The 21,327-nt window shown below is 61.5% G+C and carries 17 protein-coding genes, 3 tRNA genes and 1 pseudogene; 7 read left to right on the plus strand and 14 right to left on the minus strand.

The window, feature by feature from the left end; all coding sequences use genetic code 11:
• Positions 1-209: 209 nt before the first annotated feature.
• The 3 genes from HQN78_RS12680 to HQN78_RS12690 all read right to left on the minus strand — a co-directional run bounded on the left by HQN78_RS12680 (position 210) and on the right by HQN78_RS12690 (position 673).
• Positions 210-285, minus strand: a tRNA-Thr gene (locus tag HQN78_RS12680).
• 153 nt (positions 286-438) lie between these two features.
• Positions 439-515, minus strand: a tRNA-Pro gene (locus HQN78_RS12685).
• Between the two features lie 81 nt (positions 516-596).
• A tRNA-Pro gene (locus HQN78_RS12690) sits at positions 597-673 on the minus strand.
• A 94-nt stretch (positions 674-767) separates the two neighbouring features.
• Between HQN78_RS12690 and HQN78_RS12695 the strand changes: the two genes are divergently transcribed.
• From HQN78_RS12695 to HQN78_RS12705, 3 genes are all read left to right on the plus strand, one after another.
• Positions 768-1,751, plus strand: a complete 984-nt coding sequence (locus HQN78_RS12695; protein ID WP_370646534.1) for a recombination-associated protein RdgC — start codon at positions 768-770, stop codon at positions 1,749-1,751.
• 560 nt (positions 1,752-2,311) lie between these two features.
• Entirely contained in the window at positions 2,312-2,452 is a 141-nt protein-coding gene (locus HQN78_RS12700) for a hypothetical protein (RefSeq protein WP_235084170.1), read from the plus strand.
• A gap of 147 nt (positions 2,453-2,599) precedes the next feature.
• Complete coding sequence (locus tag HQN78_RS12705; protein ID WP_227107143.1) at positions 2,600-3,379, plus strand: class III extradiol ring-cleavage dioxygenase; 780 nt, start codon at positions 2,600-2,602, stop codon at positions 3,377-3,379.
• Here HQN78_RS12705 and HQN78_RS12710 read toward each other — a convergent pair.
• From HQN78_RS12710 to grpE, 6 genes are all read right to left on the minus strand, one after another.
• A complete protein-coding gene (locus tag HQN78_RS12710; RefSeq protein ID WP_107798312.1) occupies positions 3,376-3,567 on the minus strand; it encodes a hypothetical protein in 192 nt (63 codons plus the stop codon). The genes HQN78_RS12705 and HQN78_RS12710 overlap by 4 nt on opposite strands.
• A 61-nt stretch (positions 3,568-3,628) precedes the next feature.
• Positions 3,629-4,633, minus strand: a complete 1,005-nt coding sequence (hemB, locus tag HQN78_RS12715) for a porphobilinogen synthase (protein ID WP_235084171.1) — start codon at positions 4,631-4,633, stop codon at positions 3,629-3,631.
• Positions 4,634-4,785: 152 nt separating this feature from the next.
• Positions 4,786-6,297: a sodium:alanine symporter family protein gene (locus HQN78_RS12720; RefSeq protein ID WP_235084172.1), complete on the minus strand. Its 1,512-nt coding sequence runs from the start codon at positions 6,295-6,297 to the stop codon at positions 4,786-4,788.
• Between the two features lie 274 nt (positions 6,298-6,571).
• Positions 6,572-7,699, minus strand: a complete 1,128-nt coding sequence (gene dnaJ, locus HQN78_RS12725; protein WP_107798309.1) for a molecular chaperone DnaJ — start codon at positions 7,697-7,699, stop codon at positions 6,572-6,574.
• Positions 7,700-7,842: 143 nt separating this feature from the next.
• The gene (gene dnaK / locus HQN78_RS12730; RefSeq protein ID WP_107798308.1) at positions 7,843-9,774 is read right to left on the minus strand and encodes a molecular chaperone DnaK; all 1,932 of its coding nucleotides are present in this window, start codon (positions 9,772-9,774) and stop codon (positions 7,843-7,845) included.
• Between the two features lie 116 nt (positions 9,775-9,890).
• On the minus strand, positions 9,891-10,439 hold the full coding sequence (gene grpE, locus HQN78_RS12735; RefSeq protein WP_107798307.1) for a nucleotide exchange factor GrpE: 549 nt from the start codon (positions 10,437-10,439) through the stop codon (positions 9,891-9,893).
• Between the two features lie 461 nt (positions 10,440-10,900).
• Here grpE and aceA point away from each other — a divergent pair, with 461 nt between their 5' ends.
• Together aceA and HQN78_RS12745 are read left to right on the plus strand one after the other, a co-directional pair.
• Positions 10,901-12,199: an isocitrate lyase gene (aceA, locus tag HQN78_RS12740; RefSeq protein ID WP_019101049.1), complete on the plus strand. Its 1,299-nt coding sequence runs from the start codon at positions 10,901-10,903 to the stop codon at positions 12,197-12,199.
• 243 nt (positions 12,200-12,442) lie between these two features.
• Entirely contained in the window at positions 12,443-12,997 is a 555-nt protein-coding gene (locus HQN78_RS12745; RefSeq protein WP_107798306.1) for a flavodoxin family protein, read from the plus strand.
• A gap of 276 nt (positions 12,998-13,273) precedes the next feature.
• On the opposite strand, the gene HQN78_RS25855 is transcribed toward HQN78_RS12745, so the two are convergent.
• Together HQN78_RS25855 and HQN78_RS25860 are read right to left on the minus strand one after the other, a co-directional pair.
• Entirely contained in the window at positions 13,274-13,669 is a 396-nt protein-coding gene (locus HQN78_RS25855) for an MBL fold metallo-hydrolase (protein ID WP_370646536.1), read from the minus strand.
• 140 nt (positions 13,670-13,809) lie between these two features.
• A pseudogene (locus tag HQN78_RS25860) lies at positions 13,810-14,250 on the minus strand (MBL fold metallo-hydrolase); the annotation flags it as partial.
• 94 nt (positions 14,251-14,344) lie between these two features.
• Here HQN78_RS25860 and HQN78_RS12755 point away from each other — a divergent pair.
• Positions 14,345-15,256: a LysR family transcriptional regulator gene (locus tag HQN78_RS12755; protein WP_235084174.1), complete on the plus strand. Its 912-nt coding sequence runs from the start codon at positions 14,345-14,347 to the stop codon at positions 15,254-15,256.
• A gap of 127 nt (positions 15,257-15,383) precedes the next feature.
• Here the strand turns inward: HQN78_RS12755 and mpl are convergent, their stop codons facing one another.
• On the minus strand, positions 15,384-16,772 hold the full coding sequence (mpl, locus tag HQN78_RS12760) for a UDP-N-acetylmuramate:L-alanyl-gamma-D-glutamyl-meso-diaminopimelate ligase (protein ID WP_235084175.1): 1,389 nt from the start codon (positions 16,770-16,772) through the stop codon (positions 15,384-15,386).
• 225 nt (positions 16,773-16,997) lie between these two features.
• On the opposite strand from mpl, the gene HQN78_RS12765 reads away from it, so the two are divergent.
• Positions 16,998-19,100, plus strand: coding sequence for a multicopper oxidase family protein (locus HQN78_RS12765; RefSeq protein WP_235084176.1), 2,103 nt, complete (start codon positions 16,998-17,000; stop codon positions 19,098-19,100).
• 58 nt (positions 19,101-19,158) lie between these two features.
• Here HQN78_RS12765 and HQN78_RS12770 read toward each other — a convergent pair whose 3' ends face one another.
• Together HQN78_RS12770 and gloA are read right to left on the minus strand one after the other, a co-directional pair.
• Positions 19,159-20,568, minus strand: a complete 1,410-nt coding sequence (locus tag HQN78_RS12770; RefSeq protein ID WP_107798304.1) for a sodium:proton antiporter — start codon at positions 20,566-20,568, stop codon at positions 19,159-19,161.
• 363 nt (positions 20,569-20,931) lie between these two features.
• Entirely contained in the window at positions 20,932-21,312 is a 381-nt protein-coding gene (gloA, locus tag HQN78_RS12775; protein WP_227108547.1) for a lactoylglutathione lyase, read from the minus strand.
• Positions 21,313-21,327 lie beyond the last annotated feature (15 nt).

A 21,327-nucleotide genomic window follows, 5' to 3' on the forward strand; every position in this document is an offset into this window, starting at 1 on the left:
CGGACTTCTGTCCATCGTGCCCGGCCACAAAAATGCTTATATCATAATATGTCGGCAATCGCTAGCCGTCGCGACGGCGTCCGGCTCCGGATTCGCAAAGCGAGTCAAGGGGAATCAAATAGGCGGGAAGGGGGAAAACCGGCAAGAGGCGCGCCGGAAACGCAAAAAAGCCCGCATGGCGGGCTGATTGCTGTTCTAAAGCGGGATTGTGGTGCCGGTAAGAGGAGTCGAACCCCCGACCTTCGCATTACGAATGCGCTGCTCTACCAACTGAGCTATACCGGCACATCACTCCGCCCTGAAGCAGAGCGCGTAATAATAAACAGTTTCCTGCGATTTGAAAAGGGGCGTCGGCCATTTCCAAATAACCGGCTTGATTCTTTAAGTCCCCAATGCAAAAACCCTGAATTCAAATACTTGAATTCAGGGTTTTGAATCTGGTCGGAGTGAGAGGATTCGAACCTCCGGCCTCTACGTCCCGAACGTAGCGCTCTACCAGGCTAAGCTACACTCCGTTTTACTGCCTTCAGCGCCAAGCGCCGAGGAGCAGAAATTTACTACATCCGATGCTTTCTGACAAGCTTTTTCTAATTGACTGGTCGGAGTGAGAGGATTCGAACCTCCGGCCTCTACGTCCCGAACGTAGCGCTCTACCAGGCTAAGCTACACTCCGACGACCATCTTCAAGCTTGTCCGAAAACCACCCCGCTGCTGTCTTGGCTGCGGTACAATCTGTGGCATCAGAGGACGCGCATTATGGAACAAATATGTGGTTTAGGCAACTATCTTTTTACCGTTTGAATCAAGACGACGCCCCTAACAACGAACAGCTTTCCGCCGCGCTGGAAAAGCGTCCATTCCAGCATTGCATGGGACTGGACTGGTTCAGCGAGGGCTGGGTGCCCGCCGCCGGCCACCTGGAGGCGCCGGTCTACGCCGTGCGCGGCTGCCAGATGGTGTCTTTGCGCCGCGAGGACAAAGTGCTGCCCTCCTCGGTGATCCGCGACTTCGTCGATTTGAAAGTCGCCGAGATAGAAGACAAGGAGTTGCGCAAGGTGGGCCGCAAGGAAAAGCTGGCCCTGAAAGAGCAGATCACCGACGACCTGCTCCCGCGCGCCTTCGTGCGCAGCAGCCGGATGAGCGCCTATCTGGACACCCGCCGCGGTTGGCTGATGGTGGACTCGGCAGCCGCCAGCAAGGCGGAGGCGCTGGTCTCCAAGCTGCGCGAAGCGCTACCGCCCTTCCCCGCCACGCTGCCGCGCACCAAGATCGCCCCGCACACCGCGATGACGGACTGGCTGGCGGCAGGCGAGGCGCCGGCCGGCTTTGAGCTGGATTCCGATTGCGAGCTCAAGGACAGCAGCGAAAACGGCGCGGTAGTGCGCTGCGCGCGCATCGACCTGACCGCGGACGAGATCCGCCAGCACATCGCCACCGGCAAGCAAGTGACCCGGGTTGGCCTGATCTGGCAGGAAAAGATCCGCTTCCAGCTGACCGATATGCTGCAGCTGAAGCGGCTGCAGTTCCTGGACCTGCTGCAAGACGAAGCCAGCCAGGCCGGCGATGACCGCGAAAGCCTGTTCGAAGCCACCTTCACCTTGATGAGCGAAGAACTGGGCGAACTGGTGGACGCGCTGGTCGCCGCGCTGGGCGGCCTGGAAGAAGCGACCAGCCCGGCGGCTGTCGCCCCGACGCAGGACAAGCAGCCCGCCGTCGTCGTCGAAAACTCGGCGGAAGTGCCCTGGGACTAAAGAGAGGGTTCGATACTCGCCGCGCGCGCCAAGGCGAAGCACGGCGAGTGCCACATGCTCGCATGCAGCGTGCACCGCCCAACTCTTTAACCGCAAGGCCTTGTCTCGCTCTGACGAGCGAGACTTGGACCGGCTCGCCGAGCCTTCCCGCCCCCGCAAGCGCTTCACGCTTGCGGGGGCGGCTCTTCATCGCTCCGTTCGCAAGCCTCATAGCAATCAGCTAAGCAGCAAGCAAAAACAATCAATTTAACAAATACAAAGCCTTGAGCGATACTCCGCATACCTTAGCAAGGGAGATCGCAATGAAAACATTCGATTGGCAAGCGCTCTGGCTGGAAGTATGGGCCGGCTTCGCCTGGCTGCAATAAGAACGGCCAACAAAGCCCTGATACCGCCTTACGGCCCCCTGACGAAGCGAAGGATTCCGCCTTTCCCCTCCGCTCCGGCCCACGGCTTCGACGCCCCCGTTTCAAGCCTTCCGCCACAGCGGCCGCTCCTGCGCGAGCGTTTATTTTGACATTCAAACAAGAATGATTATCATTCAAATATAGGAGCGTCAAATGACCATGTATCGACAACAGCTGAGAAGGTTGAAACGGCAGCCATTGAGCGACAGGCAGAGCAAGCGTAACTGGCGGCGCATCATGGGCATCCTCATCTTCATTGCCGGCTGTGCCATCCTGCTTGGCGGATTAAGTTAAAACCGGAATAGGCCGTCCCTTTGCAAGACGAGCCGCCGCATCGCCAAATTGTTTCCAACGAGTAAACAATAAAGCCAATAAACTGCGGTTTATCAGAGAATCGCCGTGGCTTAAGCTGAAGCCATCTCTTGAATGAAAGCTTCAGCCATGACTGCTCGCCTACCTGCGCTGTTCATCTCGCACGGCGCCCCCACCCTGGTGCTGGAAGACAGCCCAAGCCGCCATTTCATCGCCCAGCTGGGAACGGAGTTGCCGCGCCCGCGCGCCATCGTCATCGTTTCCGCGCACTGGGAAACCCGCGGCCTGGTGGTCAACCACAAGCCAAACCCGGAAACCATCCACGACTTCTACGGCTTTCCCGAGGCCCTGTACCAGCTGAATTACCCGGCCCGCACCGATGCGCAGCTCTGCGCGCGCCTGCACGAATTGTTCGCCGCCGCCGGACTGCCGGCGCAGAGTACCGAACAACGCGGACTGGATCACGGCGCCTGGACGCCGCTGATGCTGATGTACCCGCAGGCGGATATCCCCATCGTCAATCTGTCGCTGCCGCATCAGGCGCCGGCCGCTGAACTGATGCGCATAGGCGAGGCGCTGCGCCCGCTGCGCGACGAAGGCGTCCTGATCATCGCCTCCGGCAGCTACACCCACAATCTGCGCGCGCTGGCCCCGGAAGGCTCGGCGCCGGCGCCGTGGGCGCTGGCCTTCCGCGATTGGCTGGACCAGCAGTTGCTGAACGACGCCCGGGACACGCTGGCCGACTGGCTGCAGCAAGCGCCCTATCCGCGCCACAACCATCCCAGCGACGAACACATCGCCCCGCTGTGGGTGGCGCTGGGCGCCGGCACGCCGGGCGCGCCCGCGCTCAAGCTGCACGACGACTGGCGCATGGGCAATCTGTCCATGGCCAGCTGGCGCTTCGACTAGCCGCCCGCCGCCGGCGGCGCCTTGTCGTCGTCTTCCTCGTCTTCGTCGTCCCAGCCCAAGGGCTTGACCCCGGGCGGCAGATCCGGCGGCGGCTCACGCCGGGACAGCCGGATCAGGATGCCCAGCGCCGTCGCCGCCGGCGCGGCGGCGATGAGAATCCAGAACAGGGTGGAATGCATCAAATCCATGTCCGCTCCCATGCAAAACGCCCCGGCCTGAGCCGGGGCGCGATGGCTTGTCCGCCTGCGCTCAGCGTTGGCGCAGCAAACGCGCCGCGTCCAGCGCGAAATAGGTCAGGATGCCGTCCGCTCCGGCGCGCTTGAACGCGATCAGGCTTTCCAGCATGCACTTTTCCTCGTTCAGCCAGCCGTTCTGGAAGGCCGCCTTCAACATCGCGTACTCGCCGGACACCTGATAGGCGAAGGTCGGCACCCGGAACGTGTCTTTCACTCGACGGATCACGTCCAGATAGGGCATGCCCGGCTTGATCATCACCGCGTCGGCGCCCTCTTCCAGATCCTGCGCCACCTCCTGGATCGCTTCGTCCAGATTGGCCGGGTCCATCTGGTAGTTGTTCTTGTCGGCCTTGCCCAGATTGCCGGACGAACCCAAAGCGTCGCGGAAGGGGCCGTAGAAGCCGGACGCGTACTTGGCCGAATACGCCAGAATCTTGGTATGGATGAAGCCTTCCTCCTCGAAAGCCTCGCGGATCGCGCCGATGCGTCCGTCCATCATGTCGGACGGACCGAACATGTCCACGCCGGCCTCCGCATGACAGAGGCCTTGCTTGATCAGGATTTCGGTGGTTTCGTCGTTGAGCACATAGCCGCTCTCGTCCATCACCCCGTCCTGGCCGTGAATGGTGTACGGGTCCAGCGCGCCGTCGGTCATCACGCCCAGCTCGGGGAAGCGTTTCTTCAATTCGCGAACCACGGTCGGCACCAGGCCTTCGGGGTTGTAGGCCTCTTGCGCGCTATTGTCCTTGCCCGATTCGATCACCGGGAACAGCGACAGCATCGGGACGCCCAGTTCCAGCGCCTGTTCGGCGGTGTATAGCAGCTTGTCCAGCGTTTGGCGCGGCGCGCCCGGCATCGACGGCACTTCCACCACCCGGTTCTGCCCTTCCATCACGAATACCGGATAGATCAGATCGTTGGCGGTCAGCACGTTTTCACGCATCAGGCGGCGGGAGAATTCATCTTTGCGCATGCGGCGCATGCGAGTGGCGGGAAAATAGCGATTGGCGAAAATCATGACAATTCCATTAGAAGGATTAGCCCGGCCATTGTACGCCTGTTGCCGCCGACCCGCAGCGGATGCCGGCCGGCAAAACAGAGTGTTCTGGATTTTGCACGCCGGCTTTGCGGACAGCGCCGGAAACCGCCGCCGTCCGCGTTCTCCTGAGCTCAGCGCTTACGCGGCGCCAGCTCGCCTTCCTCCGCGGCCTTGCCGGCCTGCGCCGCCAATTCCGCGGCCAGATTGTCCTCCGCGCGCCGTCCTTCCCAGTAGGCGGCGTTGACGATGCCCAGCGCTTCCGGATGGAACACCGGGTCCAAGCCGCGCGCTTTCTGCACCTCATAGTCCCGCAGGCAGGCCAGCGCCGGTTTTTGCATCAAGACGATGGCGATGATGTTGAGCCAGGCCATCAGGCCGACGCCGATATCGCCCAGACCCCAGGCCAGATCCGCGGTCTTGACCGTGCCGTACACCGTTGCCGCCATCAAGGCGATCTTCAGCACAAAGCTCAGCCAGGGCAGCTGAATCTTGCGGTTGATGTAGGCGATATTGGTTTCGGCAATGTAGTAGTAGGCGACGATGGTGGTGAAGGCGAAAAAGAACAGCGCCAGCGCCACGAAGATGGAACCGAAGCCCGGCATGATGCTTTCCATCGCGATCTGCACATAACCCGGCCCCGCCGCCACGCCGGCGATGCCGGTGTACATGGCCTGGCCTTCCGGACCCTGCACATTGTATTGGCCGGTGATCAGCAGCATGAAGGCAGTGGCGGAGCAAACGAACAAAGTATCGATATAGACCGAAAAGGCCTGCACCAGGCCCTGTTTGGCCGGATGCGACACCGCCGCGGCGCTGGAGGCGTGCGGGCCGGTGCCCTGGCCGGCTTCATTGGAATACACGCCGCGCTTCACCCCCCACTGGATGGCCAGGCCGAGAATGGCGCCGAAACCGGCCTCCATGCCAAACGCGCTTTTCAGCACCAGCGCCATCACGCCGGGCAGCTGCTCGATGTTCAAGGCGATGATCACGCAGGCCACGATGATGTAGCCCAAGGCCATGAAGGGCACCACCGCGCCGGCGAACAGCGCGATGCGCTTGACCCCGCCGAAGATGATGAAGCCCAGAATGATGGCCAGCACCGCCGCGGTGACGGTGGGCGCGATGCCAAAGGCGGTGTTCAGCGAGGCGGCGATGGAATTGGCCTGCACACCCGGCAACAATACGCCGGTGGCGATGATGGTGGTGATGGCGAACAGCCAGGCGTACCACTTCAAGCCCAGACCCTTCTCGATGTAGAAAGCCGGGCCGCCGCGATACTGGCCGTCGATCTTTTCCTTGTAGACCTGGCCCAGCGTCGATTCAACGAAGGCCGAACTGGCGCCGAGGAAGGCCACCATCCACATCCAGAAGATAGCGCCCGGGCCGCCGAAAGTGATCGCGGTGGCGACGCCGGCGATATTGCCGGTGCCGACGCGGCCGGCCAGCGTCATCGCCAGCGCCTGGAACGAGGACACGCCGCTGGCGGTGCTCTCGGTATTGAACATCAGGCGCAGCATTTCCCGGAAGTGGCGCAATTGCAGGAAACGCGTGCGCACGGACAAGTAAAGACCCACGCCCAGACACAGGTAAATCAGCGCCGGGCTCCAGATGACGCCGTTGACGGCGTTGACCAAATCTTCCATGACATTCTCCTTTGAGCGAAGCCAAGCTCACCGCGCTGATGCAGGGTGGCCCGGATAATTTTTATGTTTTCGCTCCGGAGCGGGGTTCCGGAGCCCCACCAAGATAAGGCCGGATACCGGAACCCTCCAGATAATTCATTTTAAAAAATCGCTCATTACAACAAGTTACTCAAAAATAGTTGACCACCAAAAATATTTATGCTCCAACAAAAAAACGGCAAGCGCGCGCTTGCCGTTTTGTCGTCCGCGACCGCGAGGGTCGCTGAGAGACGTCTTAACCGAAGAAATCCTTCAACTTGTCCATGAAGGACTTGGAGCGCGGATTGTGAGTGGCCACGTCGCCCTGGCTGATGGCGTCGAATTCGCGCAGCAGCTCTTTCTGACGTTCGGTCAGCTTGACCGGAGTTTCCACCACCACATGGCAATGCAGATCGCCGTAATCGGTGCCGCGCACCGCTTTCACGCCCTTGCCGCGCAAGCGGTAGACGCGCCCGCTCTGGGTTTCCCCCGCGATCTTGACCTTGGCCATGCCGTCCAGCGTCGGGATTTCCACTTCGCCGCCCAGCGCCGCGGTGGAGAAGGAGATCGGCATCTCGCAATGCAGGTCCATGCCGTCGCGCTGGAACACCGCATGCGGCTTGATGTGGGTGACCACGTAAAGGTCGCCGGACGGTCCGCCGTTCTGGCCCGGCTCGCCTTCACCGGACAGACGGATGCGGTCGCCCTCGTCCACGCCGGGCGGAATTTTCACGTTCAGCGTTTTGTTGGTCTTTTTCTGGCCCGCGCCGTGGCAGCTGGTGCAGGGGTCGGTAATCTGCTTGCCGGTGCCGTGGCAGGTGGGGCAAGTCTGCTGAATGGAGAAGAAGCCCTGGCTCATCCTCACCTGGCCGTGACCGCCGCAGGTGGAGCAGGTCTTGGGCTGGGTACCGGGCTTGGCGCCGCTGCCGTGGCAGACTTCGCATTCTTCGTGCGAAGGGATGCGGATCTGCTTCTCGCAGCCGCGGGCCGCCTCTTCCAGCGAGATTTCCATGTTATAGCGCAGGTCCGCGCCGCGATAGACGTTGGAACGCCCGCCTCCGCCGCCGCCGGAACGGCCGCCGCCGAAGATATCGCTGAAAATGTCGGCGAAGTCGCCGAAACCGCCAAAGCCCGCGCCGCCGCCGGCGCCGGCCTGCGGGTCCACGCCGGCATGGCCGAACTGGTCGTAAGCGCCTCGCTTCTGGCTGTCGGACAGAATCTCGTAGGCTTCCTTGACCTCTTTGAACTTCTCTTCCGCTTCCTTGCTGTCCGGATTACGGTCCGGGTGATACTTCATCGCCAGCTTGCGGTAAGCCTTTTTGATGTCGTCGTCGGAGGCGTCGCGGTTGACGCCCAACACATCGTAGTAATCTTTCTTGGACATGTTCCTGTCTCTCTCAAATTCAGTCGGCTCGGGAAGCAAGCCCCCTAGCGCGGCCGGCCACCATACGCCAATGACCGGTCCGGGCCGCGGAACACTCCGGCGGGCCCGGCCCGGTCATCAGGCGTCAAGACATCGGCTGGCGATTAAGCCTTGTCTTTCTTCACTTCTTCGAACTCGGCGTCGACGACGTTGCCGTCTTCCTGCTTGCCGGCCTGAGCGTCCGCGCCGCCCTGCTGGGCGCCAGCTTCAGCCTGCTGAGCCTGGGCGTACATGATTTCGCCCAGTTTCTGGCTGGCCTTGGCCAGTTCTTCGGTCTTGGCTTCGATCTCGGCCTTATCTTCGCTCTTGGCCACTTCCTCGGCCGCCTTCACCGCGTCTTCGATCTTGGCCTTCTCGGCGGCGTCGATCTTGTCGCCGTGCTCGGCCAGCGATTTCTTCACGCTGTGGATCAGGCCTTCCGCCTGGTTGCGGGCGGTCACCAGCTCGTGCAGCTTCTTGTCTTCCTCGGCGTTGGCCTCGGCGTCCTTCACCATTTGCTGGATCTCGGCTTCGGACAAACCCGAGGAAGCCTGGATGGTGATGTTGGCCTGCTTGCCGGAAGCCTTGTCCTTGGCCGACACGTGCAGAATGCCGTTGGCGTCGATGTTGAATTCCACTTCGATCTGCGGAATGCCGCGCGGCGCCGGCGGAATGTCGCCCAGATTGAACTGGCCCAGGCTCTTGTTGGCGGAAGCCTTCTCGCGCTCGCCCTGCAGCACGTGGATGGTCACCGCGGTCTGGTTGTCGTCGGCGGTGGAGAACACCTGCGACGCCTTGGTCGGGATGGTGGTGTTCTTCTGGATCAGCTTGGTCATCACGCCGCCCAGGGTTTCAATGCCCAGCGACAGCGGGGTCACGTCCAAGAGCAGCACGTCCTTGCGGTCGCCGGACAGCACCGAACCCTGGATCGCGGCACCCACGGCCACGGCTTCGTCCGGGTTCACGTCCTTGCGCGGCTCCTTGCCGAAGAACTCCTTAACTTTTTCCTGCACCTTGGGCATGCGGGTCTGGCCGCCGACCAGGATCACGTCGGAGATCTCGTTGACCGACAGGCCGGCATCCTTCAGCGCCACGCGGCACGGCTCGATGGAGCGCTCGACCAGGTCTTCCACCAGGCTTTCGAACTTGGCGCGGGTGATCTTCATCGCCAAGTGTTTCGGGCCGGTGGCGTCCATGGTGATGTAGGGCAGGTTCACTTCGGTCTGAGTCGCGCTGGACAGCTCGATCTTGGCCTTTTCCGCCGCTTCCTTCAGACGCTGCAGCGCCATCACGTCGTTCTTCAGGTCCACGCCCTGTTCGCGCTTGAACTCGGTCACGATGTAGTCGATCACGCGCTGGTCGAAGTCTTCGCCGCCCAGGAAGGTGTCGCCGTTGGTCGACAGCACTTCGAACTGGTGCTCGCCGTCCACGTCGGCGATTTCAATGATGGACACGTCGAAAGTGCCGCCGCCCAGGTCGTACACCGCGATCTTGCGGTCGCCTTCCTGCTTGGACAGGCCGAAAGCCAGCGCCGCGGCGGTCGGTTCGTTGATGATGCGCTTCACTTCCAGACCGGCGATGCGGCCGGCATCCTTGGTGGCCTGACGCTGGCTGTCGTTGAAGTAGGCCGGCACGGTGATCACCGCCTCGGTCACTTCCTCGCCCAGATAGTCTTCCGCGGCCTTCTTCATCTTGCGCAGCACTTCGGCGGAGAGTTGCGGCGGAGCCAGTTCCTGGTCGCGCACTTTGACCCAGGCGTCGCCGTTCTTGGCTTTCAGGATTTCGAAAGGCATCAAGTCGATGTCTTTCTGCACTTCCTTGTCTTCGAAGCGGCGGCCGATCAGGCGCTTGGCGGCGTAAATGGTGTTGCGCGGGTTGGTCACCGCCTGGCGTTTGGCCGGCGCGCCGACCAGGATTTCGCCATCGTCCATGTAGGCGATGATGGACGGAGTGGTGCGAGCGCCTTCGGCGTTCTCGATCACTTTGGGCGCGCCGCCCTCCACGACCGATACGCAGGAGTTGGTGGTGCCCAAGTCGATGCCAATGATTTTACCCATGTCGAAGTTCCTTTATCTCAATTCGTTTCAGCGGCCATTTGTTCGATAGCGACCGCCTGTTGTCTCAATAGGTATTGGCTATGCCCATTATTTCAAGAGGAGCACGCCGCCCTTTTTTATGCTTTTGCCTTGGCGACCACGACCATGGCCGGACGCAGTACGCGATCGGAGATCTGGTAGCCTTTTTGCATCACGCGCACGATGGTGTTGGGTTCGGCGTCGGCCTCTTCCGCGCTCATCGCCTGATGCTGATGCGGGTCCAGCTTGTCGCCGGCCTGGGGAGCGATGTCCTTGATCTGCGCCTTGTCGAAGGCGGACACCAATTGCTTCAGCGTCATGTCCACGCCCATCTTCAGGGTGTCGATCTGACCGCTCTGGTCCAGCAGCGCCATTTCCAGATAGTCCTTCACCGACACCAGCTCGCCGGCGAACTTGGAGATTGCGTATTTGTGCGCGGCGGCCACGTCTTCCTGCCCGCGGCGGCGCTGGTTTTCCAGATCGGCGCGGGCGCGCAGCAGCGCGTCCTTCAGTTCGGCCACTTCCGCGTCCAGCGCGGCGATGCGTTGCTCCGCGCTCAGCTCTTGCTCTACGGCCTGCTCCGCCACCGTCGCGTCGATATTGTCATTGTCCACGGCGTCTGCCGCGATGTTTTGCTTGTCCTGCATGGCGATTCCTCGGATTTGGATTCAGCGGTACGAATAGTCCCGACTCAAGGTAGGGGCTTCGTCGCGGAATTCAAGCCCTGAGAACGACTGAACGGCTTCAGGCCGTCATCCTAGGCGTCCCAAACCCCGATGTGCGTTTGCGGACTTTTATTTTCTAAAAGCAAACGCTTGAGCGAGTCGCAATATTCGTTTTAGGAAAGTTGCTGTTAGCTTTTGAAAATCATACATTTTCTTTGTGCTGCACTGCACACAAGCGTTTTTATTTGTGCTAATAATTGAGCCACACCCGCAAGTGCTCCGCCCGAACAGCCGCTATCCGCAAGGCTGACATGGCGGACATGCCGAGCCGGCCCCATGAGGGCCGACCGCAAGAAAATCCGGAAAACCGGATAGCCAGATCGCTTAATGAGGACGCCGGCGTCTGCCGGCGCGCACAGAAACGTATCGAGAAGGGTTTTAGCATGACGACTCGCGAACAACGCATTGCAGCCATCCAGAAAGACTGGAACGAGAATCCCCGCTGGAAAGGCATCAAGCGCGGCTACAGCGCCGCCGATGTGGAGCGCCTGCGCGGCTCGTTGCAGATTGAGTACTCCTTGGCGCGCAACGGCGCGGACAAGCTGTGGGGCCTGCTCCACAGCGAGCCGTACATCAACTGTCTGGGCGCGCTGACCGGCGGTCAGGCCATGCAGCAGGTCAAGGCCGGCGTCAAGGCCATCTATCTGTCCGGCTGGCAAGTGGCCGCAGACAACAATGAATACTCCGCGATGTATCCGGACCAGTCGCTGTATCCGGTTGACTCGGTGCCCAAGGTGGTGGAACGCATCAACAACGCCTTCACCCGCGCCGACGAAATCCAGCATTCCAAGGGCGTGGCCCAGGGCGACGCCGGCTTCATCGACTACTTCGCCCCCATCGTGGCGGACGCCGAAGCCGGTTTCGGCGGCGTGCTGAACGCCTACGAGCTGATGAAGGCGATGATACGCGCCGGCGCCGGCGGCGTGCACTTCGAGGACCAGCTGGCCTCGGTGAAGAAGTGCGGCCACATGGGCGGCAAGGTGCTGGTGCCCACTCAGGAAGCGGTGCAGAAGCTGATCGCCGCGCGCCTGGCCGCCGACGTCTACGGCGTGCCCACCCTGGTGATCGCCCGCACCGACGCCGAAGCCGCCGATCTCTTGACCAGCGATTGCGACGAGCGCGATCGCCCCTTCCTGACCGGCGAGCGCACCGCCGAAGGCTTCTACAAGACCAAGAAGGGTCTGGAGCAGGCGATCAGCCGCGCCATCGCCTACGCCGACTACGCCGATCTGGTCTGGTGCGAGACCGGCACTCCGGATCTGGAGTTCGCGCGCAAGTTCGCCGAAGCGGTGCACGCCAAGCATCCGGGCAAGCTGCTAGCCTACAACTGCTCGCCGTCCTTCAACTGGAAGAAGAATCTGGACGACGCCACCATCGCCAAATTCCAGCGCGAGCTGGGCGCGATGGGCTATAAGTACCAGTTCATCACTTTGGCCGGCATCCACAATATGTGGTACAACATGTACGACCTGGCGCAAGATTACGTTGCCCGCGGCATGTCCGCCTATGTCGAGAAAGTGCAGGAGCCGGAGTTCGCCGCTCGCGAACGCGGCTACACCTTCGTGTCCCATCAGCAGGAAGTGGGCACCGGCTACTTCGACGACGTCACCACCGTGATCCAGGGCGGCCAGTCCAGCGTCACCGCGCTGACCGGTTCCACCGAGGAAGAGCAGTTCCACTAAACCGCCGCCGTTCACGCCGAGAAAACGCCCACGACCGTGGGCGTTTTTATCTGTTCTTCGCGGTAAAACACCGCTATTCGGACGCAGGGCCCGCAACGCAGCAAGCCGATGGGATTGTTTAATTCAACTAAATAATTAATTCATCCGACGGCGCTTTTTCAATTCTTCATCATCGCCAATACTGGGCAAAGGCCTGCCGCGCGGCAGGCCTTTCTTCATTCACGGCAATATGAAAGGCCCGTCATGGCAAAAGTCGTCGTCGTTTATCACTCCGGTTACGGTCACACCCAGCAAGTGGCCCAGCATGTCGCCGCCGGCGCCAGTGCGCAGTTGCTGGCCATCGACGCCGAGGGCAATCTGCCCGCCGGCGCCTGGGATCTGCTGAACAGCGCCGACGCCATCATCTTCGGCTCGCCCACCTATATGGGCAGCCCGAGCTGGCAGTTCAAGAAATTCGCCGACGCCAGTTCCAAGGTCTGGTTCACCCGCGGCTGGCAGGACAAGGTGTTCGGCGGCTTCACCAATAGCGCCAGCCTGAACGGCGACAAGCAGGTGTCGCTGATCTATCTGCAAACCCTGGCTTCCCAGCACGGCGGTCTGTGGGTCAGCCTGGGCCTGCTGCCCAGCAACGCCAAGAACGCCAGCCGCGAGGACATCAACAATCTGGGCGGCTCGGTGGGCCTGCTGGTGCAATCCCCGTCCGACGCCAGCGTCGACGAAATCCCGCAAGGCGATCTGGACACCGCCAAGGCCTATGGCCAGCGCGTGGCCGGCATTGCCGCCAAATTGCGCGGCTAACAGCCTGTTCAAAACCTACTGTGTTTCATCACGACGAGTACAGGCTCGAATGTTCATGGACCACTTGTACATTCCGCGTCTTCAGCCGTTTTCGCCTTGTCCCACTCTTGCTCATGAGACGTTGAACAGGCTCTAAGCTCCTGTTCAAAGTTTTTCATGATGCCCGCGAGATGGCAAAAGTCCGCAATCTAGACGAGCGCAGCAGCCCAAGCCAGAGGGAAACACCCCCTCTCGCTTGGCTTAGCAACAGGCTCCATGAAAAACTTGGAACCTCCTCTATGGCAAAAGCGCCAACGGACGATCATCATAGTGAACAGGCACCCAGACATATCCTCCATCCGATTTCCGGAGGTGACCAATGCCGGGAAAGGGCAGATGGGGGCCGGCCATCAGGGACCGTTCAGAGGCGGTCTTAGCGAAAAACAGCTTGCGTACGGTCCGAGCCCGCGAAGAATCCGTATCGAAACCGATTGTAAGCGCTGGGTCATCAAACTGGATGGTGGAATGAATCATGTCTCCCACAAAGCGGATCTTCTTGTTCTCGCGCTCCAGTGTAAAAACCGCACTGCCTGGCGTATGGCCTCTGTACACGGTTGCAGTGATGCCGGGCACCACTTCGGACGCGCCTGAGAATAGTTTGATTTTTCCTGCATTGACATAGGGACGCAGCATTTTCTCGGCAATTTCTGACGACCCAGCATCCGCATGAGGCACCGAGGAACGTACCGGCTGCAGATAGAAAGCCAGGTCAGCCTCGCTGATGTGTATGGTCGCATTGCGGAAGACAGCCTCCCCCCCAGCACCAGCCCGCCGATATGGTCGAGGTGGGCATGGGTAATCAGAATGTCATCAATCTGATCGGGTTGGACACCTGCCACCGTCAGACTTTCCATCAATCGGCTGACATTGCCTCCGAACAATTCGCCGCTTCCTGTGTCGACAAGCACGCGACGCCCGCCGGTTTCAACCAAGAAGACGTTGATCGACGTCCGCACCGGATTCTCCAGAAAGCCTCGCACCAGAAGCTGGTCGATACGCTTCGGTGCGGCGCCCTGCAATAGCTTATGCAAGTCCAAATCCACAGTTCCGGCCGACAGCGCGGTGACCCTGGCGTCGCCCAGCGCTAGCCGGTACACGCTGGGGAGCTGCTTGATGGCAGCCTCGTGCTCGCTTGGTGTGCTGGCGAAAGAAGGCAGTACCGGAGCCATCAAAGCCAATCCCAAGATAGCTATCAACAATGGATATCGTTTCATAGTGACAGCCTCTATTTGTCGGTGATTTTTTCAACGTGGCACCATTGTCGACACTGACATATCATTCGTCAAATGCATGAAGTGAAACCTATATATGCAAAAATCGGATATCAGTTCTATCGACCTGAACCTGCTGAAGTTCCTTGACGCGTTGCTGCGTGAACGCAACGTCACCCGAGCAGGTGCCAGGCTGAATTTGAGTCAGCCTGCGGCCAGCCGCGCGCTGGGCCGATTACGCCTGCTGTTCAAAGACAAGGTGGTCATTCGTACACCGAACGGCGTCGAGCCCACACCTAGAATGCTGGCCATGGAGCCGCTCGTGACAAGAGTGCTGGAAGATATCCGCATCATCGTGGCACCTCCGCGATTCGAGCCATCCACTACGCAGCACCGCTTCACCATCGCGTGTCTCGATCACATCGCTTCAATAGTGTTGCCCACACTGGTTGGACACATCGAAAAAGATGCGCCTGGGGTAAAGTTGGAAGTCCCTGCCCCCAACGGCAACAACATCAGCTCCGTTGGCCAGGGAGATGCGGATATTGCTCTGGGCGTGTTCGAGGACGGGCAACTGCCTGCAGGATTCTATCGACGCTGGCTCTACGACGAGGACCTAGTCTGCGTGGTTCGACGCGGCCACCCGATCCTGTCTTCCCAACTGACGCTAGCGAAGTTCGCTGCACAATCCCATGTGGTAGTCACCATCACCGGGCAGGGAAATGCCATGATCGATACTGCTCTCGCCAGCCAAGGAAAGAGCCGCCAAGTCGCAGTGCGCCTGCCACACTTCTTGGTTGCTCCAATGATCGTGGCGGAGAGCGATCTGGTGCTCTCCCTGCCCAGGCGGCTGGCCTCCCACATGGCGCAATGCGCCCCACTCGAACTGGTGGAGTTACCACTGAAGGTCGATATGTTTTCTCTGTCGATGATCTGGCACGAACGAACTCATGGCGATCCCGCACAGATATGGCTGCGCCGCCAAATTACCGAGCTGCTTCAGGAATGATCAACACCTTCAATACACCTCGGCTACTGAACGAACGCAGGGGCTTTACCGTAGAGATCGTAAACAAGTTCTAAAAACATATTTACGATCTCTCGCGCCAAGACAAAGGAAACCAGTATCCCTTTCTTTATGCCTGCGCCCCGCGCGCGGCCAGTTGCTCCAGCAGCTTCTGGTGAATGCCGCCGAAACCGCCGTTGCTCATCACCAGCACATGGTCGCCGGGGCGGGCCGCGGCGGTCACCGCTTGCAGCAGCGCGTCGAAATCGTTGAAGGTCTGCGCGCGCTCGCCCAACTCGGCCAAGGCCTCGCCGGGATTCCAGCCCAGATTGGCGGCGGAGCAGAACACCAGATCGGCGTCGGCCAGAGAGGCCGGCAGCGCCGCCTTCATCGTGCCCAGCTTCATGGTGTTGGAGCGCGGCTCCAGCACGGCCAGGATGCGCTCGCCGCCCACCTTGTGACGCAAGCCGGCCAGGGTGGTGGCGATGGCGGTGGGATGATGGGCGAAGTCGTCGTACACCGTGACGCCGGCCGCCACGCCGCGCACTTCCATACGCCGCTTGACGTTCTGGAAGCGCGACAGCGCGTCGATGGCGCTGTTCACCGCCACGCCGACATGGCGGGCGGCGGCGATCGCCGCCAGCGCGTTCAGACGATTGTGTTCGCCCATCAGATCCCAGCGCACCCGGCCCTGAAGCCGGCCGTCGAGCAGCACGTCGAAATGGCCGTTGGCCTCCGCCGCGCCCAGCTGCCAGCCGGCGTCCGCGCCGAAGCGCTCCACCGGCGTCCAGCAACCGCGTTCCAGCACCCGATCCAGGCTGGCCTCGCGGCCGTTGCTGACGATCAGGCCCTGGCCCGGCACCGTGCGCACCAGGTGATGAAACTGGGTTTCTATCGCCGCCAGGTCGGCGAAGATGTCGGCGTGGTCGAACTCCAGATTGTTCAGCACCGCGGTGCGCGGCCGGTAATGAACGAATTTGGAGCGCTTGTCGAAGAAGGCGGTGTCGTATTCGTCGGCCTCGATCACAAAGAAGGGGCTGACGCTGGCCGCGTCCTGGCGCGGCGCGCCGGGCAGGCGCGCCGACACGCCGAAGTTCTGCGGAATGCCGCCGATCAGGAAGCCCGGCGCCAGGCCGGCGTCCTCCAGTATCCAGGCCAGCATCGAGCTGGTGGTGGTCTTGCCGTGAGTGCCGGCCACCGCCAGCACCCACAAATCCTTGAGCACGTTTTCCGCCAACCACTGCGGGCCGGAAATATACGGCAGCCCGCGGTTGAGGATTTCCTCCATCAGCGGCTTGCCGCGCGTCACCACATTGCCCACCACGAAGATGTCCGCGCCAATATCGGCCTGCTCCGCGCCGAAGCCCTGAATCAGCTCGATGCCCATGGCTTCCAGCTGGGTGCTCATCGGCGGGTAAACATTGGCGTCGCAGCCGGTGACCTTGTGACCGGCCTGTTTGGCGATAGCGGCGATGCCCCCCATGAAGGTGCCACAAATGCCCAGGATATGGATGTGCATAGTTCGGTTCAGCGTATTGAAACGGCAAAACGGCAAGCATACCGGAAAGCGGCCGCCGCCGACATCCGGGCTCGCAAGCCGGGGCGCGTCCGGCCGCGCCTGTCCTTCGGATCAGGCCCGTCCGACAAAACATGACATTCAGCTTAAACGGCGTCGATCTGGAACTAGGCTGAATTGGCCGCCCTGCAACTGTTCATGGGCAAACACGCCAATTCGGAGACCAAGATGAATATGCTCAAAGCTCGCTTCGCTCCCTTTCCGCTGGGCCTCGCCGCGCTGCTGCTCGCGGCGCCCGGCCACGGCGAAGACCTCCCGCAGATAGACAACCCGCCGCGGCTGCTGGCTATCCCGACCGCTCAGCCCGCCGGCGCGCTCAATACCGCCGCCCTGCTCCGCGCGCCGCTGGAGCTTGACCAGCCGCAGGCCGCCCCGCGCGAAGTCGCCTACGATCTGGACATCCGCTATCGCTACGGCTGGATTCGCAATCCTTCGCTGGAACGCCCCGGGCAGATCCATTACGACAAGGTCGCGCTGCGCAGCTACCTGCCCGGCGCGCTCAGCCCGGTCGCAACGCCGGCATCCTCTCAGCCCAGCGCCACGCCCTTCATCGCCCCGCTGATCGAGGTCTACCCCGGACAAACCGTGCGCATCGGCCTGAACAACAAGCTGAACCGCGACGCCGACGGCAAACCCATCCGCGACCCCAGCTGTACCGACCAGGGCGGCAGCGGCAACCAGCCCCATTGTTTCAACGGCACCAATCTGCATACCCACGGGCTCTGGATCAATCCGGCGGGCAATAGCGACAATGTGCTGATCTCCATCAATCCCGGCGTCAGCTTCCAGTACGAGTACAACATTCCGCCCGACCACCCGGCCGGCACCTTCTGGTATCACACCCATCGCCACGGCTCCACCGCGCTGCAAGTGTCCAGCGGCATGGCCGGCGCGCTGATCGTGCGCGGCACGCGGCAACCCACCCAGCAACAGAACGGCGACATCGACACCCTGCTGCGGCCCTATGCCGGGGTCAACTTCCGCGAACGGGTGCTGGTGTTTCAGCAGATCCAGTACGCCTGCCGCTTCAAGGCCGGACAATACAAGGGCATGATCAAGACCTACGGCAACACCGCCACCCCGCCCAATGAGGAGGACCAACGCTATCGCTGCGACGGCGACGACGTGGGCGGAATAGAAGGCTACGACCAGTTCGGCCCCAAGACCTGGCAAGAGTCCGGCCGCTACACCAGCGTCAACGGCGTGGTCTTGGGCAAGATGGCCCAGGCGCGGGCCGGCGACGTGGAACGCTGGAGAATGGTGCACGCCGGCGTGCGCGACACCATCAACCTGAAACTGCGCCGCCTCAGCGACAATGCGCCGCCGCTGGCCGGCCTGTTCGCCAGGCAGATGGACGATTACGTCGCCCGCTATTGCAGCAGCGGCACGGAGCTGGACCTGCCCTTGATCGCCGCAGACGGCCTGACCATGGGCAAGGTGCAAACCCGCAAGAGCGTGGTGTTCCAGCCCGGCTATCGCTGGGACGCTCTGGTGTCCTTCCCCAGCGCCGGCAAATACTGCCTGATCAACGACGTCAAGGTCAGCAGCACCATAGACCGCTCGGCGCCGTCGGCCCGCTTGCTGGGCGTGGTGGACGTTGCACCCGGCCAGGCTTCGCGTCCGTTGCAGGAGGTGTTGATCGGCGCCGCCCGCGCCCACTTCCCGCCCGCCGTCGCCACCAAGGTCAGCGCGGAACTGCGCAACGGGATGAAGCTGAGCAGCTTTGTGCCGCATCCGGACATAAGCCCCCAGGAAGTGACGGGAACCCAGACGCTGACGTTCAACATCGACGTGTCCCAACCCGGCGCCGCCTTCTTCCAGGTGGACGGCAAACCCTATGCCGGCGAACGCATAGACCGCACCCTGAAGCTGGGCGGCGTGGACGAGTGGACGCTGCGCTCCGACTTCGTCAGCCACCCCTACCATATCCACGTCAACCCGTTCCAGATCGTCAAGATAGTAGACCCCAAGGGCAAGGACATTAGCGCGGAAGGCGCGCCGGATTCGATGGACCCGGGCGATACGCAATACAGCGGCCTGAGAAACGTCTGGAAAGACACTTTATGGGTGAAAAACATCGAAGCCAGCAATGATCCGAAAATTGCCGCGGCCGGCCGCTACACCATCACCATCCGCACCCGCTATCAGCGCTATATCGGCGACTTCGTGCTGCATTGCCATATCCTGGATCACGAGGACCAGGGCATGATGCAGAATATTCGCATCGCGCTGCCGGACGGCAGGGGCGGCACCGCCCTCGGCCATCATTGACCGGCCCACCATGAAAAAAGCCCGCGACAGCGGGCTTTTTTACCGAAGGACGGCCGACTCAGAAGAAAATCAGCGTCATCAGCACGAACAGCGGCAGCAAGATGACGCAGGACCAACCCAGATAGCCGAAGAAGCTCGGCATCTTCACATGGCGGTGCTCGGCGATGGCCTTGACCATGAAGTTGGGCGCATTGCCGATATAGGTGTTGGCACCCATGAACACCGCGCCCATGGAGATCGCCAGCAGAGTGTCCGCCATCGGCCCCATCAGCACTTGGGCGTCGCCGTGGGCCAGGTTGAAGAACACCAGATAGGTGGGCGCATTGTCCAGGAAGCTGGACAGGATGCCGGTCATCCAGAAATACATCGCGTTGACCGGCTGGCCGTTGGCGTCGGACACCATGTGCACCAGGCCGGCCAGGTGGCCGTCGGCACCGGCTCGCAGGATGGCGATCACCGGGCCGATGGTGATGAAGATGCCGGCGAACAGCTTGCCCACTTCCAGGATGGGATCCCAGTTGAACTCATTGCCGGCGCGCACCTGCTTGGGCGTGATCCACAGCGAGGCGAAGGCCAGGCCGATCAGCGCCAGATCGCGGACGATGTTCTGCAACTCCACAGGGGTGCCCATGATGTCGAACACCACGCCCGGCTTCCAGACGCCGGACATCAGCACCGCGCCGACGATGCCGGCCAGCAGGAAGAGATTGCGCTTGCCGTGCAGCTTGATCGGCTTGTCCTTGGAACGGTCGATTTCCGGCAGCGCGCCCGCCTGCGCTTCCTTCTTGAAGAAATAGCTGTCCAGCGCGTAGAAAATGGCCAGCAGCGCCAGCGACAACACCAACACCGGCAGCGCCATATGCTGCACCGTCCAGCCGAAGCTGACGCCTTTGAGGAAGCCCAGGAACAGCGGCGGGTCGCCCAGCGGGGTCAGACCGCCGCCGATATTGGCCACCAGGAAGATGAAGAACACCACCACGTGCACATTGTGCTTGCGCTTCTCGTTGGCGCGCAGCAGGGGGCGGATCAGCAGCATCGCCGCGCCGGTGGTGCCCATGATGGAGGCCAGCGCCGTGCCTATCGCCAGAATGGCGGTGTTGAGTTTGGGCGAACCGTGCAAGGAGCCCCACACCAGGATGCCGCCGGACACGGTGTACAGCGAGAACAGCAGCACGATGAAGGGTATGTATTCGCCGAACAGCGCGTGGACGATCAGCGCCGTCGAAGTGCCCAGGCCGTAAGACACGGCGAAGGGCGCCAGGAACAGCACGGTCCACACCGCGGTGATCTTGCCGAAGTGATGGTGCCAGATGCCCGGCGCGAATATGGGGAACAGCGCGATGGACAGCAGAATGCCGGCGAACGGCAGCCCCCAGGCCAGGCTCAGCGTGGCGCCGTCCAGTTCGGCGGCTTGCGCCAGCGCCGGCAGCAGGGCCAGCGCGGCGGCGCTCAAGAGTGTTTTGGTCATTTATCTTCCCGAGGGCATGACGCCCATTGATAAAAGCGCCATCGCCTGCTTCAAGACGAGCTTGGACAGGCTATGCAAAGTATGGATTCCGGCGATATTGTTGAAGCGCAAGAGCAGCCGGATGCCCTTGCGCTGACGCTTCCCAGTCAGGCCGGCATGCATCCGCGCGGCGCGGAAGCGGCGCGCTTGATTTAGGCCCAAATGGTTACAAAGCGTTACATCGTCCCATAACTCGGGCAGTCCGGACAAGGAAAACCGGTATCGGAAGCAAGTGTTTTTGCGCGATTGCCACGCTAATTAAGCATTTGATGAAACAAGGCCGGCGGCGCTACGCCGTCGGCCTTGTCTGCGGAGACGAACGCCTCAGCGCTGGATGAATTCGATCTTGTAGCCGTCCGGGTCTTCGACAAAGGCGATCACCGTGGTGCCGTGCTTCATCGGACCGGCTTCGCGCGTCACCTTGCCGCCCTTGGCGCGCACCATGTCACAGGCGGCGTAAGCGTCCGGCACTTCGATGGCGATGTGGCCGTAAGCGTTGCCCAACTCGTAGGAGTCGGTGTCCCAGTTGTGGGTCAGCTCCAGCACCGTCTGCTCTTCTTCCGCGCCGTAGCCGACAAAGGCCAGGGTGAAGCGGCCGTCCGGATAATCCTGGCGGCGCAGCAATTTCATATCGAGCACTTCCTGGTAAAACGCCAGCGAGCGCTCCAGATTGCCCACTCGCAGCATGGTGTGCAGTAAACGCATCATCACTCTCCTTAA

This window comes from Chromobacterium sp. Beijing (assembly GCF_021496765.1).
Classification (GTDB): domain Bacteria; phylum Pseudomonadota; class Gammaproteobacteria; order Burkholderiales; family Chromobacteriaceae; genus Chromobacterium.

Excerpts from the sequence above, each read along its gene's own strand:
- HQN78_RS12695 (WP_370646534.1), top strand. The coding sequence starts at position 768 with ATGTGGTTTAGGCAACTATCTTTTTACCGTTTGAATCAAGACGACGCC.
- HQN78_RS12700 (WP_235084170.1), top strand. The coding sequence starts at position 2,312 with ATGACCATGTATCGACAACAGCTGAGAAGGTTGAAACGGCAGCCATTG.
- HQN78_RS12705 (WP_227107143.1), top strand. The coding sequence starts at position 2,600 with ATGACTGCTCGCCTACCTGCGCTGTTCATCTCGCACGGCGCCCCCACC.
- HQN78_RS12710 (WP_107798312.1), bottom strand. The coding sequence starts at position 3,567 with ATGGATTTGATGCATTCCACCCTGTTCTGGATTCTCATCGCCGCCGCG.
- hemB (WP_235084171.1), bottom strand. The coding sequence starts at position 4,633 with ATGATTTTCGCCAATCGCTATTTTCCCGCCACTCGCATGCGCCGCATG.
- HQN78_RS12720 (WP_235084172.1), bottom strand. The coding sequence starts at position 6,297 with ATGGAAGATTTGGTCAACGCCGTCAACGGCGTCATCTGGAGCCCGGCG.
- dnaJ (WP_107798309.1), bottom strand. The coding sequence starts at position 7,699 with ATGTCCAAGAAAGATTACTACGATGTGTTGGGCGTCAACCGCGACGCC.
- dnaK (WP_107798308.1), bottom strand. The coding sequence starts at position 9,774 with ATGGGTAAAATCATTGGCATCGACTTGGGCACCACCAACTCCTGCGTA.
- grpE (WP_107798307.1), bottom strand. The coding sequence starts at position 10,439 with ATGCAGGACAAGCAAAACATCGCGGCAGACGCCGTGGACAATGACAAT.
- aceA (WP_019101049.1), top strand. The coding sequence starts at position 10,901 with ATGACGACTCGCGAACAACGCATTGCAGCCATCCAGAAAGACTGGAAC.
- HQN78_RS12745 (WP_107798306.1), top strand. The coding sequence starts at position 12,443 with ATGGCAAAAGTCGTCGTCGTTTATCACTCCGGTTACGGTCACACCCAG.
- HQN78_RS25855 (WP_370646536.1), bottom strand. The coding sequence starts at position 13,669 with ATGCTGCGTCCCTATGTCAATGCAGGAAAAATCAAACTATTCTCAGGC.
- HQN78_RS12755 (WP_235084174.1), top strand. The coding sequence starts at position 14,345 with ATGCAAAAATCGGATATCAGTTCTATCGACCTGAACCTGCTGAAGTTC.
- mpl (WP_235084175.1), bottom strand. The coding sequence starts at position 16,772 with ATGCACATCCATATCCTGGGCATTTGTGGCACCTTCATGGGGGGCATC.
- HQN78_RS12765 (WP_235084176.1), top strand. The coding sequence starts at position 16,998 with ATGAATATGCTCAAAGCTCGCTTCGCTCCCTTTCCGCTGGGCCTCGCC.
- HQN78_RS12770 (WP_107798304.1), bottom strand. The coding sequence starts at position 20,568 with ATGACCAAAACACTCTTGAGCGCCGCCGCGCTGGCCCTGCTGCCGGCG.
- gloA (WP_227108547.1), bottom strand. The coding sequence starts at position 21,312 with ATGCGTTTACTGCACACCATGCTGCGAGTGGGCAATCTGGAGCGCTCG.